The sequence below is a fragment of the Paracoccus sp. KKT209 genome (assembly GCF_055635455.1).
Map to the genome: position 1 here is coordinate 2,231,584 of NZ_CM145758.1, position 13,413 is coordinate 2,244,996.

The 13,413-nt window shown below is 60.1% G+C and carries 14 protein-coding genes and 2 pseudogenes; 3 read left to right on the forward strand and 13 right to left on the reverse strand.

Annotated elements, in window-relative coordinates; all coding sequences use genetic code 11:
- Window positions 1–172: 172 nt before the first annotated feature.
- Window positions 173–1,195, forward strand: a complete 1,023-nt coding sequence (locus ACZ2G3_RS11100; protein ID WP_470396004.1) for a peptidoglycan-binding domain-containing protein — start codon at window positions 173–175, stop codon at window positions 1,193–1,195.
- 335 nt (window positions 1,196–1,530) lie between these two features.
- Here ACZ2G3_RS11100 and ACZ2G3_RS11105 read toward each other — a convergent pair whose 3' ends face one another.
- The 3 genes from ACZ2G3_RS11105 to ACZ2G3_RS11115 all read right to left on the reverse strand — a co-directional run bounded on the left by ACZ2G3_RS11105 (window position 1,531) and on the right by ACZ2G3_RS11115 (window position 3,646).
- Window positions 1,531–2,058 (reverse strand): hypothetical protein, encoded by a 528-nt coding sequence (locus tag ACZ2G3_RS11105; protein ID WP_470396006.1) that lies wholly within the window; start codon window positions 2,056–2,058, stop codon window positions 1,531–1,533.
- A gap of 121 nt (window positions 2,059–2,179) precedes the next feature.
- Window positions 2,180–2,974 carry an SDR family oxidoreductase gene (locus ACZ2G3_RS11110; protein WP_470396007.1) on the reverse strand — a complete coding sequence of 265 codons (795 nt, stop codon included), beginning with the start codon at window positions 2,972–2,974 and terminating at the stop codon, window positions 2,180–2,182.
- Between the two features lie 246 nt (window positions 2,975–3,220).
- Entirely contained in the window at window positions 3,221–3,646 is a 426-nt protein-coding gene (locus ACZ2G3_RS11115; protein WP_470396009.1) for a TRAP transporter large permease subunit, read from the reverse strand.
- A gap of 9 nt (window positions 3,647–3,655) precedes the next feature.
- Between ACZ2G3_RS11115 and ACZ2G3_RS11120 the strand changes: the two genes are divergently transcribed.
- Both ACZ2G3_RS11120 and ACZ2G3_RS11125 read left to right on the forward strand, forming a co-directional pair.
- Window positions 3,656–4,696 carry a DEAD/DEAH box helicase family protein gene (locus ACZ2G3_RS11120; RefSeq protein WP_470396011.1) on the forward strand — a complete coding sequence of 347 codons (1,041 nt, stop codon included), beginning with the start codon at window positions 3,656–3,658 and terminating at the stop codon, window positions 4,694–4,696.
- Window positions 4,697–4,885: 189 nt separating this feature from the next.
- Window positions 4,886–5,643 (forward strand): IS5 family transposase gene (locus ACZ2G3_RS11125; RefSeq protein ID WP_470395968.1). Its coding sequence is split into 2 segments (ribosomal slippage): window positions 4,886–5,207 and window positions 5,207–5,643, totalling 759 coding nucleotides; the frame shifts between segments, so codons are not numbered across the junction.
- 211 nt (window positions 5,644–5,854) lie between these two features.
- On the opposite strand, the gene ACZ2G3_RS11130 is transcribed toward ACZ2G3_RS11125, so the two are convergent.
- The 10 genes and pseudogenes from ACZ2G3_RS11130 to ACZ2G3_RS11175 all read right to left on the reverse strand — a co-directional run.
- On the reverse strand, window positions 5,855–6,193 hold the full coding sequence (locus ACZ2G3_RS11130; RefSeq protein ID WP_419271490.1) for a YnfA family protein: 339 nt from the start codon (window positions 6,191–6,193) through the stop codon (window positions 5,855–5,857).
- The gene (gene tnpC / locus ACZ2G3_RS11135) at window positions 6,193–7,788 is read right to left on the reverse strand and encodes an IS66 family transposase (RefSeq protein ID WP_470396013.1); all 1,596 of its coding nucleotides are present in this window, start codon (window positions 7,786–7,788) and stop codon (window positions 6,193–6,195) included. Before tnpC ends, ACZ2G3_RS11130 begins: the two co-directional genes overlap by 1 nt.
- Window positions 7,789–7,850: 62 nt before the next feature.
- Complete coding sequence (gene tnpB / locus ACZ2G3_RS11140) at window positions 7,851–8,198, reverse strand: IS66 family insertion sequence element accessory protein TnpB (protein ID WP_419271492.1); 348 nt, start codon at window positions 8,196–8,198, stop codon at window positions 7,851–7,853.
- A complete protein-coding gene (gene tnpA / locus ACZ2G3_RS11145; protein WP_419271493.1) occupies window positions 8,195–8,563 on the reverse strand; it encodes an IS66-like element accessory protein TnpA in 369 nt (122 codons plus the stop codon). Before tnpA ends, tnpB begins: the two co-directional genes overlap by 4 nt.
- Before the next feature lie 382 nt (window positions 8,564–8,945).
- Window positions 8,946–9,116 (reverse strand): hypothetical protein, encoded by a 171-nt coding sequence (locus ACZ2G3_RS11150; RefSeq protein WP_470396015.1) that lies wholly within the window; start codon window positions 9,114–9,116, stop codon window positions 8,946–8,948.
- 168 nt (window positions 9,117–9,284) lie between these two features.
- A protein-coding gene (locus tag ACZ2G3_RS11155; protein WP_470395968.1) for an IS5 family transposase occupies window positions 9,285–10,042 on the reverse strand; the annotation gives its coding sequence in 2 pieces (ribosomal slippage) (window positions 9,285–9,721 and window positions 9,721–10,042; 759 coding nt in all).
- Between the two features lie 28 nt (window positions 10,043–10,070).
- Window positions 10,071–10,280, reverse strand: a complete 210-nt coding sequence (locus tag ACZ2G3_RS11160) for a hypothetical protein (RefSeq protein WP_470396017.1) — start codon at window positions 10,278–10,280, stop codon at window positions 10,071–10,073.
- Window positions 10,281–11,142: 862 nt separating this feature from the next.
- The gene (locus ACZ2G3_RS11165) at window positions 11,143–12,498 is read right to left on the reverse strand and encodes a tyrosine-type recombinase/integrase (RefSeq protein ID WP_470396019.1); all 1,356 of its coding nucleotides are present in this window, start codon (window positions 12,496–12,498) and stop codon (window positions 11,143–11,145) included.
- 146 nt (window positions 12,499–12,644) lie between these two features.
- Window positions 12,645–12,779: pseudogene (locus tag ACZ2G3_RS11170) on the reverse strand (IS5/IS1182 family transposase); the annotation flags it as partial.
- Between the two features lie 159 nt (window positions 12,780–12,938).
- Window positions 12,939–13,193, reverse strand: a pseudogene (locus tag ACZ2G3_RS11175) (integrase core domain-containing protein); the annotation flags it as partial.
- Window positions 13,194–13,413: the final 220 nt, after the last annotated feature.

Here is a 13,413-nt window from a genome sequence, read left to right on the forward strand (position 1 = left end):
GGTTCGACGTGATGCTCACCCTGCCGAGGAGCGTCCTGCCTCATCGGCCGCCCGGTTAACCACGTGTCTTTCGCCACCGGAACCTCAAGCCGACGTAGGGAATTTGCTTTGATAGCTGGCGTTCAGGCTCACGCGTTCACGGCGCCGCACCTATCCCAAGCAGGAGGACAACATGACGAAGCGCCTTCATCTTTCTGCGGCCGTCGCAGGCCTGATCTTGGCACACGGCCAACCGGCTCAGGCCGACCCGGACTTGGGGGAAGTGGTCGGCACCATTGCGCGAACCGTTCTGGAGCAGCAGCAGGCAGCCCACGAGCGGGCGCTCTGGGAAGGGGTCGTCCAGAATGGGTCTGCCGCAGCCTATCGGCAGTACCTGGACACCTATCCGCAGGGGCCGAATGCAGGAGAAGCACGGGAGCAACTGGCCCAACAAGAGGCAGCGACCGCGGCAGAAAACCGGGCTGCTCAGGCCGAGGCACGGCTTTCTCTGTCAAGCGCCGACCGTGTCGCCATTCAGCAAAGGCTGGCCGCGCGTGGCTATTACAGAGGTGGCATCGACGGCGTTGTCGGTGCGGGGACGCGGCGCGCGATAACGGCGTGGCAGCAAGCCAATGACTTCAAGGGCACCGGATATCTGAACGAACGGCAACTGCGGGTACTGCTCAATCGGGCCGGAGCAACGCCAATTTCCCCTGCCCCCGCCGGGGAGGGTCCTGACATTTCGGCTGCACAAGCCGAGCTCGATCTCGGGCTAACGCGGATGCGGCGGGTTCAGATACAACGCGACCTTATCGCCTTGGGGTATGACCCCAAGGGGGCGGACGGCCTGTTCGGCGCCGGAACGCGTGAGGCTATCCGAGCATGGCAGCGCAATACCGGGCTGCGCGCAACAGGCTACGTAACGGCCGCGCAGGTAAGTACATTGCGTTCGGATGCCGAAGCGCGTGGTTCGGAGACAGCAGGAAGCCGTGCGGAAGCAATCGACGAAGACCTGCTGGGCCTGACACGAGCCGAGCGTATGAAGATCCAAGAACGTCTCATCAGCCTGGGTTATCTGAAGGGCCAGGCGGATGGCGTATTCGGTTCGGCGACGCGGAATGCCATCGGCCGCTGGCAGGGCGACAATGGGCTGGAGGAGACCGGGTATCTCAAGGCGGAGCAGGTGAGGACGCTGCAGGAGCAGGCCCGTATTTAGCTGCTCCGATCTTCGGTCGCTGCAAGCGGGCACATCAAATGCCAACGAAGATCTCATGCTTGGCCGCTGGGCCTTTCCCATAGTCTCCTGCGTTCGTTGGCCTTTTACTTGCGGCTGTGGGCTTGAGCCGACTTTTTTGAGCACTGGCGATGCATTCGCGGCTCCGGCAGCCATTCTTCATAAGAGAATGCGATAACGCATCAGGTTCTCAGGATGAACGCCTCGCCCTGCCCTTACCGCCTGCAGCACGGCCTCGCGATGCGCGGCCAAACGGGCAGCGTACCCAATTTTGGAAAAGTATTCAGGCTGAAACAGGACCAGGCCGTTCTCGTCCGCTAAGAGGTGAAAATCGCGCCCGATGCCCAGCCCCCGGTGGGCGGGAAACACGATTGGTATGCGATTGCAAACACCCCCGCGAGCTTGTGTGTCTTCGCGCAGACGGCAAGGACGACCGCATCGATGAGCAGAAACAGGATGTCAGCGCGATGGCTGAATGGCAGTGCCTTGGCCGAAGCCGGGTTCTGCAGGAATTCTGCGTGTGCATCTCCTATTTGTTCCGCTGCCACGTATAGCTGCAGATAATCCGCGCTGCCCAAATCTGCGCCATCAATGATCCAGGCATCCGGCGGAGCGAAGGCCTCCAGAGGCAGCGCTGCAAGCCTTGGCGGCAGTTTCGGCTTGTCGTGTGCAATCATCTGATGCGGCCTCCGCCTCCTGTCCAAAATCACTTTGATGACGTCTTGAATACCCGTCTTTCTTCGCTTGTAGGCAAATCCTATCTCCAAGTGCAGACTCACGGTCACGACCACCTTACGGCAACTTTGCGTGCGCGCCCTCCACTGCCCGGCTTCGCGTAGTTCCATCCGCCTGTTCATACTGGGCATGCAGCATAGCATAAAAAAAGCCGCCTGTGTCGGCGGCCACCAATCTGCCGCTCGCCACTTGAGGAACGAGAGCGGCAGGAGCCTGCCGCGCCCTGCTGATCTAGCCTTGAGGCACCGCGGCTGATCCTGCAAGAATGCCGCCATCGATCGTGAGTTCAGCGCCCGTCATGTAGGCGGCCTCGTCAGATGCGAGGAGGACTGCCAGCGCAGCCACCTCCTCAGGCTTGCCAAAGCGGCGCAAGGGTGTCTCGGCCACCAGCGCCGCCTCTCGATCCCTGCGATCCGGGCCAATGCCCAGCATCGGTTCCCACATCGGTGTCATCACGGCCGCGGGGTGGATCAAGTTGCAGCGGATGTTCAGGCCCTGTCCTGCGCAGTAGAGGGCCACGCTCTTGGTGTGATTGCGAACGGCGGCCTTCGATGAGGCGTAGGCTGCGGCCATCGGAATGCCGCCAAGCCCGGAACGGGAGGAGATGTTGATGATCGAGCCCGCAGCCTTGGCCCGCATGGCGCGAATGGCATAGCGACAGCCAAGGACGGTGCCGTCCAGGTTGATTGCGTGAACGGCACGCCAATCAGCAAGCTGGGCATTCTCGGGATCATGGGCAGGCGGAATGGCTGCGGATGGTCCCTCAAAGCCAGTGATCCCGGCGTTGTTGACGACGATATCCACCGTCGGGAACTGCTCCGCGATCGCGCTCCAGTCCGCTTCGGAGGCGACATCGAAACAGGCGAAGGTCCCGCCGACTGCACGGGCAGTGGCGTGGCCGCTGTCTGAATCGATATCAGTGACAATTACGCGCGCAGCCTCATTGGCAAAAGCCTGGGCAATGGCCGCGCCAATGCCGCGCGCCGCGCCCGTCACAAGGGCGGTCTTTTCGGACAGTCGGGGCATGAGAGGTCCTTTGCGTGCAGGTGACAAGTTGAAGCGCCACGTGCCTTGGAAGCGCGCAGCCTGCCACTGGCAATTGTCCGGATATCGATGCCTCTGTCCACCGTCATGCACTCCTCATAAGCAACCGCTGCCTGAGCCTTGCTCTGTTGACTGGCCAAGGCAGGCAGGACAGGAGCGTCGGCCCCTGACCGGCGAGGGCTCTGTGCTCTCACCCCTTGGAGATGACGCGCGCAGGTATTTCTTCTCTCACCCGCCCCAGCTGACGAAGATCATCGCGAGGCCCAGCACCAGCGCTGCCACTGTCTGCACCGGTCGCCGCAACCCGATCAGCGCGTAAAAGATGACCACGCATCCGCCACCGACCAGGGCGGCGGACAGCAGTGCCGAACCTGGCGCCTCGGCCAGCCTTATCAGGTCCGGACGCGCGATCATGCCCAAGGGGATGAGGTAAAGCCCCACACCCAGTGCCATGGCTGTCATGGCCAACCGCAGCCAGTTCTCCTCCGCCATGCCTGCGGCGATGAAGACGGCGCCGCAGACCGGCGGCGTGATGGTGGACAGCAGCGCGAACCAGAAGACGAAGAGATGAGCCTGCAGCGGCTCCAGGCCCAGAGCCGTACCTCGCCAGGAGTCTGGGCCTATAACGACCTGCTCGGCACGATCCGTAGCCATGGCGGATTCTTGGCGAGCGTCGCCGAGCTCGACGCCTTCGTAGAGACGACAAATTTCCCTGATATGATCCGGCAGCTTGAGAAGAAGAGCGCAGTCGTGATCGCCGGCTCATCCGGCACGGGCAAGACGCTTGCGGCACGCGCGCTGTGCGATCAGGCGCGGAAGCGAAATGGTGCGCTCGATGTTGTCGTGGTCAATCCGAACAGTGACCCATCGAGCATCCGGCAGATCGTCCAAACCGGACCAAAGCTATTCTATATTGAAGACCCTTGGGGCCAGAACAGCCTGCGGACTGGCTCCGAAACGTGGACAGAACAGCTGCCGCGTATGCTACGCGATGCGCATCCTAGCAATCAGTTCGTCGTGACGTCCCGTAGCGATATGCTCCGCTGTGCGCAAGCCGTCGACGGGCTTGCGCCTTGGTCGATTGAGCTTGAAGCTGATCGATATCTCAATGGCCGGTTTGCCCAAATCTATGACAAGCGGATGGACCTCCTCCCGCCAGACCTTCAGTCCAAGGCATTTAAACTCAGGCCGAACGCCTTGGAGGCGCTCGAAAAGCCGCTTGAACTTGACCTGTTCTTTGCCAACATCCTGTCCGGCTGCGGCGAGGCTGAAAATGACTCGGAATGGCTGTATCGCTTAGTTGGCCTCGCTCATAGAGATGCGGTCGAAGGCGTAGTCGATCGTTATCTGACTCATGCCGAGAAAACCGGCCATGCCGCCGTCATGTGGGGTGTGCTGGCCGCAAGCGGATCAATCGACCGCACGCAACTCGTTGCGCTGGTGCGCTCGATGCGTCTCGCCGCGCCCGATCTCGCCAATGGCCTCGACAAGTTGATCGACACGATGATCGCCGCCCGGCATCTGCGTCAGCCGACCACTTCGGTCGCCTTCGCTCATCCAAGCGTGCGTGCGGGTTTTGAGAAGCATCTGAAGCACGACTGGTTTCGTTATGAGCCGGCCTTTGTGGCCGTGTTGGGTGCGCTTACTACCCTCGCAACCGCATGCGGACTGGGGCATGGAGACGGCTGCCCACCTGATCGATGAAGGTCGTCGGCTTGCCGCCGGTGCCGAAGGCGGCGCATTTAGCCTCGACGTTCCCGCCGCTGCCCAAAGCGGTATTGATAGCTGAGTAGAAGCGGCCTTGGTCGACCCGAATGCGGACTTTGCTAGGCTCCAGACCCATTGATTTTACGCCCTTTGCGTGATTCAGGCCGCCGCAAGGAGACCTGATCGATGAGCAACCTGTTCTGGCTGACCGAGGCGCAGATGGCGCGCCTTCGCCCCTACTTCCCCAAGAGCCATGGCCGTCCCCGAGTTGACGATCTGCGGGTGCTGAGCGGCATTATCTTCATCAATCGCAATGGTTTGAGATGGTGCGATGCGCCGAGTGAATATGGACCTGCCAAGACGCTTTATAATCGCTGGAAGCGCTGGAGTGACAACGGGGTCTTCGCCCGGATCATGGTCGGCCTGGCCGCCGAGAGCACCGATCCGAAGACAATCATGATCGATGCAACCTATCTGAAGGCGCATCGCACGGCTTGCAGCCTGCGGGCCAAAAAGGGGGGCGCAGTCGCCAGATTGGTCGAACGAAAGGCGGCATGAACACCAAGCTGCACGCCGTCACCGATGCGAAAGGCAGACCTATCCGGTTCTTCATGTCGGCAGGACAGGTCAGCGACTACACCGGCGCAGCGGCGCTTCTGGACGGCCTGCCGCAGGCTGATTGGTTCTTGGCGGACCGAGGCTATGATGCTGACTGGCTGCGAAAAGCGTTGCAGGACAGAGGGATAAAAGCTTGTATCCCTAGCCGGAAGTTGCGCAAGAAAACCGTGAAATACGACAAGCGCCGCTACAGAAGGCGCAATCGCATCGAGATCATGTTCGGGCGGCTGAAAGACTGGAGACGTGTCGCCACGCGTTACGACAGGTGCCCGGAGACATACCTCTCCGCAATAGCATTGGCCGCAACCGTCCTATTTTGGCTGTGATCAAGAACGAGTCCTGAGCCTAATAACCTCACGGAGGCAGGACGTGTTTGTCCCGCCTGCGAGGAAATCTCTTACCCAAACCGTAAGGACATGTGGTTCTGTTCTCCCCGCTGCCGGAAGAACGACCATTCAAGAAAGAACAGAAAGGACAACCCAAGAAACTCTAAACGTAGCCCTGCCAAATGGGTAACCGCCCGATTGAGACCGCAGGTCACTTCTGAAGCATCGGGGCGACCAAGATGATCGCCATGCCGGTCAGGCAAAAGATTGCGCCGATGGTATCCCATCGGGTCGGGATCTGCCCCTCCACGGCCCAAAGCCAGGCGATGGATGCTGCGATGTATATGCCGCCATAGGCTGCATATGCACGACCGGCAAACTCGACCTCAACCCGCGTCAGCAAGTATGCGAACAGGGCAAGGGAGATGGCGCCCGGAATAAGCCAGAGGGCAGAGCGGCCAAGACGCAGCCAGGCCCAGAACGCGAAGCATCCTGCGATCTCGGCAAGAGCAGCCAGCGCATAGATGCCGACAGAGGCGAGGACGCTCATCATGGGCAAGCTGCATTCCACTGCCACGGCAGCAGCTCGTCAAGCCGGTTGATCTTGTGATCGTGGATGCGGTCGAGGATGTCGGCCAACCACGCCTGCGGATCGAGCCCGTTCATCTTGGCGGTTTCGATCAGGGTCATGGCCCGGGCCAGTGTCTCGCCACCGCTGTCCGAGCCTGCAAAGAGCCAGTTCTTCCGACCGATGCCGATCGGGCGCATGGCGCGCTCGGCCGGGTTGTTGTCGATGCCAACGCGGCCGTCTTCGAGGAAGAGCTCGAAGGAGGGCCAGCGGCTGAGGCCGTAACGGAAGGCCCTGGCGAGATCGCTCTTGCCCGGAATGAGCAGCAGCTGGGCCTCGGCCCATGCCTTGAAGGCATCGACCATGGGGCGGGAGTGCGCCTGGCGCGCCGCCTGTCGCAGTTCGGCGGACTGACCGGCGATCTCGCGCTCGATGTCGTAGAGCTTGCCGATCCGGTCGAGGGCCTCCCGCGCGATCTCGGACCTCCTGCCCTCCCAGACATCATGGAAGTCGCGCCTCAGGTGCGCCCAACACGCGGCCTCGCAGAACTGACTGCTGCCGTCCGCGCGCGGGGCGTAGAACGGGTTGAAGCCGGCATAGGCATCCGCTTGCAGGATGCCGCCGCTGCCTTGCAGGTGGCGCTGCGGATGCTCTCCCTTTCGATCCGGGGAGAAGCGGTAAACGACGCCGGGTGGTGCGGTGCCGGCCCAAGGTCGTTGGTCCGAGACATAGGCCCAGACACGACCCTGCTTGACCCCTTTGCCGAGGCCGCGGTCCCGGCGTGACCGGTCCAGCACGCGGATCGGAGTATCGTCCGCATGCAGCACCGGCGCGGCCATCACCTCGGCCTCAATCCGTTCAATGACAGGGGCGAGCACCTTCATGGCGCGTCCGCACCAGTCCAGCAGCGTGCTGTCCGGAATATCGGCCCCCATACGGGCGTAGATCTCGCTCTGACGGTAGAGCGGGAGGTGGTCGTCGAACTTCGAGACGAGGATCTGGGCCAGCAGCCCCGGACCGGCCATGCTGCCCGTGATCGGACGGCTCGGGGCCGCAGGCTGCACCATCTTCTCGCACCGGCGGCAGGACTTCTTCACCCGCGCGATTTGGATGACCTTCATCTGCGCCGCGACCAGGTCGAGAAGCTCGCTGACGTCCTCGCCCACCACTCGCAGCTCACCTCCACAGTCGGGGCAACAGGTGCCAGGGTCGAGCTCACGCCGTTCGCGGGGCGTTGCGTCCGACACGCGCGGACGGCGTCGCGGCTTTGCCTCGGCAACAGGAGCATCGGTCGCGGCAGGCTCATCGTCCTCGATCGGCCCGTCGCGCTGTTCGGCGGCTGCGACCAGCAGATCCTCCAGCGCCAGCTCCAGCTGGGCGATCTCGCGCTCGATCTTTTCCGAGGTTTTGCCGAAGGCCTGCTTCTGGAGTTTGGCAATCCGCAGGCGCAAGGCCTGAACCAGCTGATCGTGGGCCTGAAGAGTGGCCGACATGCGCGCATTCTCCGCCTGAAGCACGGCGATCATCGCCTTCAGGACCGCGGAGTCGTCAGTGAGAATGTCGGCATCATCAGACATGCCGACTGATACCATGCGCCGGCATGAGAGGCCAATAAAACAAGTGGATTCAGTTAGATGATCTACCCGACCCGAGCTGGGGGAGCGCCCCAGTCCGGTCGCCGCCAGTCGATCCCCTCCCAGAGCATCGCCAGCTGGGCGGAGGTCAGCCGCGCGACCCCGGCCTCGCTGTTCGGCCAAGGGAAGCGCCCGCGCTCGAGGACCTTGTAATAGAGGCAGAAGCCCTGGCCATCCCAGTAGAGCAGCTTCAGCCGGTCACCTTGGCGGCCACGGAACGCGAAGACCGCGCCGCTGGTCGGTTTCTGGCGCAGCACATCCTGGGCCAGAGCTGAGAGACCGGCAATTCCCTTCCGCATGTCGGTCGCGCCGCACGCCAGATAGACCCGGACCCCGGTGCCAGGACCGATCATGCCGCTTCCACGGCCCGGATCAACCGGGTCAGCGCCTGGCCATCCATGCTGCTGTCGAACCGAAGGCAACGACCGTTGGCTAACCGCAATTCGATCAGGACCGGTCGAGAGGGTGCTGGGGGATGTGCCGGATCAGGCAGCGAGCCGAAATCCACTGGCAGGAAAAGCGCGCCCCGATCCGGCGACCACAGCCCCTTCTTCTTCAGCTCACGGCGCCAGCCATAGACCTGCGACCGCGTGAGCTCGTGCCGTTGGGCAACCTGCGTGACCGAGGCCCCGCCGATGCCGACCTCCAGCACGATCTCGAGCTTCTCATCGTCATTCCAGCGACGGCGCCGTTCGACACCTAAAATCTCACCCAGCATGGCCTCTCCCGATAAGACACGTGCATAACGACGTCTTTATGCACGTGTCTTAGCTCGCCCAGCCTTCGTCAGGCAGGCGGCCTCAACCGGTCGGTTACCCAAATGGCGGGAGAACATGGAGCTCTTTGACAGGCATCGCTGCTTGGTCGAGCTCATCATGAAACAACTATCCCAAGAGGCCAAAGATCAGGTCCTCCGCAATGTCATAGACGCCGCTGAGAATGGTCATGGTCAACTTCGGACCATCCTGACCAGCAAAGCCTTCCTATACCCAGACCTGCATAGGAAGCACCTCTTCTTCCCCATCCACAGACAATGCAAAACGATAGCCCAAATGGCTAATGCATATTCATGGAGCACTTGGGGATGCACACTCAAACAATCACTTATCTTCAATGAAAGAAACAACCATGACCAATAACGACGCATTCATCAACGCCGCTATCAGCAGCAGCATCATCAAGAACAAAAGCAACAAAGTTACTAATAACAGAGATGTTCTATCTGCTTCTCTCTTGTTCGGACAGGAGGCCTCTTTGCTGAAACCGATCATCCCGTCAACAAAGTTGCGTGGCATTGAACTTGCCAAGAGGTTCCCTGAGAGCCGAAACATGGATACAGCACTGCGCAGCAACTGTGTGTGGTTGTATGAGGCCCAAAACATGCCGGGGCATTCGGCTAATGATATTCTTCAGGTTCTAGGCTCAGGACTCGTTCTTGATCACAGCCAAAATAGGACGGTTGCGGCCAATGCTATTGCGGAGAGGTATGTCTCCGGGCACCTGTCGTAACGCGTGGCGACACGTCTCCAGTCTTTCAGCCGCCCGAACATGATCTCGATGCGATTGCGCCTTCTGTAGCGGCGCTTGTCGTATTTCACGGTTTTCTTGCGCAACTTCCGGCTAGGGATACAAGCTTTTATCCCTCTGTCCTGCAACGCTTTTCGCAGCCAGTCAGCATCATAGCCTCGGTCCGCCAAGAACCAATCAGCCTGCGGCAGGCCGTCCAGAAGCGCCGCTGCGCCGGTGTAGTCGCTGACCTGTCCTGCCGACATGAAGAACCGGATAGGTCTGCCTTTCGCATCGGTGACGGCGTGCAGCTTGGTGTTCATGCCGCCTTTCGTTCGACCAATCTGGCGACTGCGCCCCCCTTTTTGGCCCGCAGGCTGCAAGCCGTGCGATGCGCCTTCAGATAGGTTGCATCGATCATGATTGTCTTCGGATCGGTGCTCTCGGCGGCCAGGCCGACCATGATCCGGGCGAAGACCCCGTTGTCACTCCAGCGCTTCCAGCGATTATAAAGCGTCTTGGCAGGTCCATATTCACTCGGCGCATCGCACCATCTCAAACCATTGCGATTGATGAAGATAATGCCGCTCAGCACCCGCAGATCGTCAACTCGGGGACGGCCATGGCTCTTGGGGAAGTAGGGGCGAAGGCGCGCCATCTGCGCCTCGGTCAGCCAGAACAGGTTGCTCATCGATCAGGTCTCCTTGCGGCGGCCTGAATCACGCAAAGGGCGTAAAATCAATGGGTCTGGAGCCTAGAATTTCAACCTCGATCTCATCGACCCGTTGCAGCGATGCTCGCATTGCGAGCTCCCACAGATGCACTTGCTGCTCAAGCATATCAGGCTCTAAGGCAATGTTGGCAATTTGGCGCGAGCACTTCTGCTCAAGGGCAGAAGATGAGAGGCCTCGCTGTTCAAGTTCACGCACAGCTGCATCCCTGCTCAGAATGTCTTGGACTGGAAGCACTAGTTTAAGCCCTGCCTCTTGCAAAACTCTTCGCAATGCAGCGACAGCCTGTGGCGTCTGCTCCGGCCAATCCGCCTGGTATCCAACGTATCCAAATCCTAAACTGTCAGCGCCAAACCGTCGCGCGAGGAAGCCCGAGACGACAACGTATGCATGGTGGCACGGTAGGCACGTCCGTTCATAGAACGAGGTGTCTGTCGCTAGTTCGGATGGCTGTCGAACACGAACCCATCTCGTTGCTAGCGGCAGGAGCTGCTGAAGCTCAATTAGCCGAGTGCGGACGCGCTCGAAACCAAACAGGTGATCTGAGGAAACAGTACAGAGCAGCAATGGCACATCGTCGGAGGCCAGACGAGCTGCTGCCAATGTGGAGTCCCTACCGCCGGAGAACATGAGCAGCGTTTGGTTGCCTGGGCGCGTATTCAAATACTTGGCTCCTGTGCGGAAAAATCTATGCTGGTACCTATCTTCCCCAAATCAATTTAGGGGAGGCTCAAGCTATACAAAGCCACAAGGGTGGAGGGAACATCTTAGTGTACTAGATGATTTCTTAGCTAAGATGCTGCGGCTACCGCAAATCGCTTCTTTTCGGAAACTGCAACCAAGCATGGAGCAACGCTCACCCGCCCACGATGCGCCCTTGATGATGCTGCAACCGCAGCTTCAAAGGCACTGACGAATGCTGGAAAAGTCCTCTGTGCACCAATTCGCTTCCAGAACATGGGCGCATTAGAGTTGGTTAAGCTACTACACTTTAGGCCTTCGCTGGCATAGCGCTAGTGCGGCATTCGCCCGGGGTGGCAAACCTGTAACGGAGTCCATCTTACCCGCCCGCGACCCTCTCCATCGCCTCGAGCAACCTTGCAAGGCTAAACCCTTGCCCATAGCCTTCACTGACGCCTTGAGACTTCCATCCGCCGATCTGCTCACGCACATCCTTGGGCACCCTAGCGTCCCGCAGGCGATCCACAAGCGTATGCCTGAAGCTGTGAAGGCCCTGACCCTCCTTCGCCAGGACATTTTCCTTAAGCCACTTGTTGAGCGCCGCTGAGGCGGTGTTGGGGTTGAATGCTGCTCCTGCCTTCCTTGGCTGGAACACAGGGAACAGGTTGTTGCCATCGGTCGTTATCGCCCGCTGTGCTGCCCAAAGGGCCTCCCCCACCAGAGGGACCCTCCGCTCCGACTGTGCGTTCTTCAGTCGCCGGTTCTCGTTGGGACGGATCAGGATGTGCGGAACGTCCGCTGTCAGAATGACCTCATCCTTCCGCAGCCCAACGACCTCCGCTTGGCGTGCTCCCGTGTCCGACAGCATGGCGATGGCCCAGCGCCTCTGATCGTCCATTTGGCGGCAGCGTTGCTGGATCGCTTTCAGTTCCTCAGGTGAGTACGGGAGGCGCTCATGCGGCTTCTCAGGGCCGCACCCAGCGATGGTCAGGCTTCCGAAGGGGTTGGGGATGCCAAGCTCGAACTCCCTGATCCCCGTATCGAGCACGGGCTTTATCTGGTAGACGTACTTGGAGATCGTATCAGAGGTAATGCCCCGGTTCCGCAGCTTCTCAACGAACTGGTTGGCATGTTCCCGGCGAACATCCTTCAGCATGGCGTCCCCAGTGATGCCCAAGAGCACGGACCAAGCCCGGTCGTACTGCTGCTGAGCTGTCTTGTTCCTTGGCCCTTTGCCCAGCGCGATATGCTTCTCCTGGGCGTCGCTCAAGGTCCGGGGCATCTGTTTGCCCATCAGAAGGTCAAGCGTCAGCATGTTCTGGGGGTTAGGCTTCGGACGATACTCGCCCTGCTCGTAAGGACCGCCTCTCAGGACCTCAATGAAGTCGGCGATGTTTGGGTCGTCAGGGTAACGCAACGCATCCCCAGGCCTCAGCCCTGCTGCCTCAAGGCGTCCTTGCGCGGCTTTCGGATCAACTGCCTCTGCGGTGCCGTCCAGATGATTGCCCCAAAGGGCATCCTGCCTCCGGGCCTGCTCATTGGCTCGCTTGGCAGCCTCCATCTGGTCACTGGTTTTGAGGGAGAAGAACAGCACCGACTGCGGCTTTCCTGCCGCGTCACGATGCAAGCCTTCGCATCCAATCCGCACACGACGCCGGAAGTACCAGACGTTGCCCTTCTTCTGGATGTATTTCGCAGTCAAACGGAAAGCCCCTGAATCGAACAGCAAGACCACAGTGTGTCACCTCTTGTGTCACCTGTGAGATCCTGGCCCTTCGTCCAGACGACTGATATCGCTCGATAAAAGCGAATGGTCGTGGCGGAGGAAACAGGACTTCCGTCGAACCTTCTCCACCTACTAGATTCCAGACCCGTTAATTTTCACAGCCAGATCATTACGTTAGCGGCCAACGCGATAGCGGAGAAGTCGGTTTCCAGACATCTGTCGTATTGGGTTGCGATGAGTCTCCAGTCTTCAAGGCGGCCGAACATGATCTCGATGCGATTTCGTCTTTTTTAGCGGCGTTTATCCTATTATACGGTCCTCTTGCATGGCTTCCGACCGGATATGCAGGCTGACCTGCCCCCATGGGTCGCTCCGTCATAACGAAAGTCTGCCGATTTTGCCCTGCTCACCAACCTTGGACCGCCGGATGCCGGAGTTTTCCAGCGTGGTCATGGCGACGGGCTGGCTTCGCCGCCGGGATAATGCAGAGCGATCGGGACCTTATATCCGATCGCGCTATGGGGTCGGTCCTCGTTGTAGTCTCTACGCCAATCCTCCAGTTTTTCCTGCGTGTCTGCAAGGCTCATGAACCAGTACGCGTTCAGGCATTCGGACTCGAGCTTGCTGTTGAACGCCTCGATGAAGCCATTGTCCGTGGGCTTGCCGGGGCGTGAGAAGTCCAAGGTGACGTCGTGGGCATAAGCCATTGAGGTGCGCGCCCGAAAAAAGCTGCAGGCCCTCATGGAGCGGGCGAGCGGGAGGACAGCAATTGACCCGGACGCTTCATGAGGGCCTTTTGGCCGACGGAATTGCGGTATCGCTGACCAGGCTCGGCCCGTGGTTCGACGTTCCGCAACAAACGGTTTACCGCAAGCCGAGCAAGTCTAAAAAACATCCCGTATGAGTCAGAGATCAAGACTTCAC

What these genes read in the sequence shown, in the direction of transcription:
- ACZ2G3_RS11100 (WP_470396004.1), top strand. Translation starts at nt 173, where the DNA reads ATGACGAAGCGCCTTCATCTTTCTGCGGCCGTCGCAGGCCTGATCTTG.
- ACZ2G3_RS11105 (WP_470396006.1), bottom strand. Translation starts at nt 2,058, where the DNA reads ATGGAACTACGCGAAGCCGGGCAGTGGAGGGCGCGCACGCAAAGTTGC.
- ACZ2G3_RS11110 (WP_470396007.1), bottom strand. Translation starts at nt 2,974, where the DNA reads ATGCCCCGACTGTCCGAAAAGACCGCCCTTGTGACGGGCGCGGCGCGC.
- ACZ2G3_RS11115 (WP_470396009.1), bottom strand. Translation starts at nt 3,646, where the DNA reads ATGGCTACGGATCGTGCCGAGCAGGTCGTTATAGGCCCAGACTCCTGG.
- ACZ2G3_RS11130 (WP_419271490.1), bottom strand. Translation starts at nt 6,193, where the DNA reads ATGAGCGTCCTCGCCTCTGTCGGCATCTATGCGCTGGCTGCTCTTGCC.
- tnpC (WP_470396013.1), bottom strand. Translation starts at nt 7,788, where the DNA reads ATGTCTGATGATGCCGACATTCTCACTGACGACTCCGCGGTCCTGAAG.
- tnpB (WP_419271492.1), bottom strand. Translation starts at nt 8,198, where the DNA reads ATGATCGGTCCTGGCACCGGGGTCCGGGTCTATCTGGCGTGCGGCGCG.
- tnpA (WP_419271493.1), bottom strand. Translation starts at nt 8,563, where the DNA reads ATGCTGGGTGAGATTTTAGGTGTCGAACGGCGCCGTCGCTGGAATGAC.
- ACZ2G3_RS11150 (WP_470396015.1), bottom strand. Translation starts at nt 9,116, where the DNA reads ATGATCGGTTTCAGCAAAGAGGCCTCCTGTCCGAACAAGAGAGAAGCA.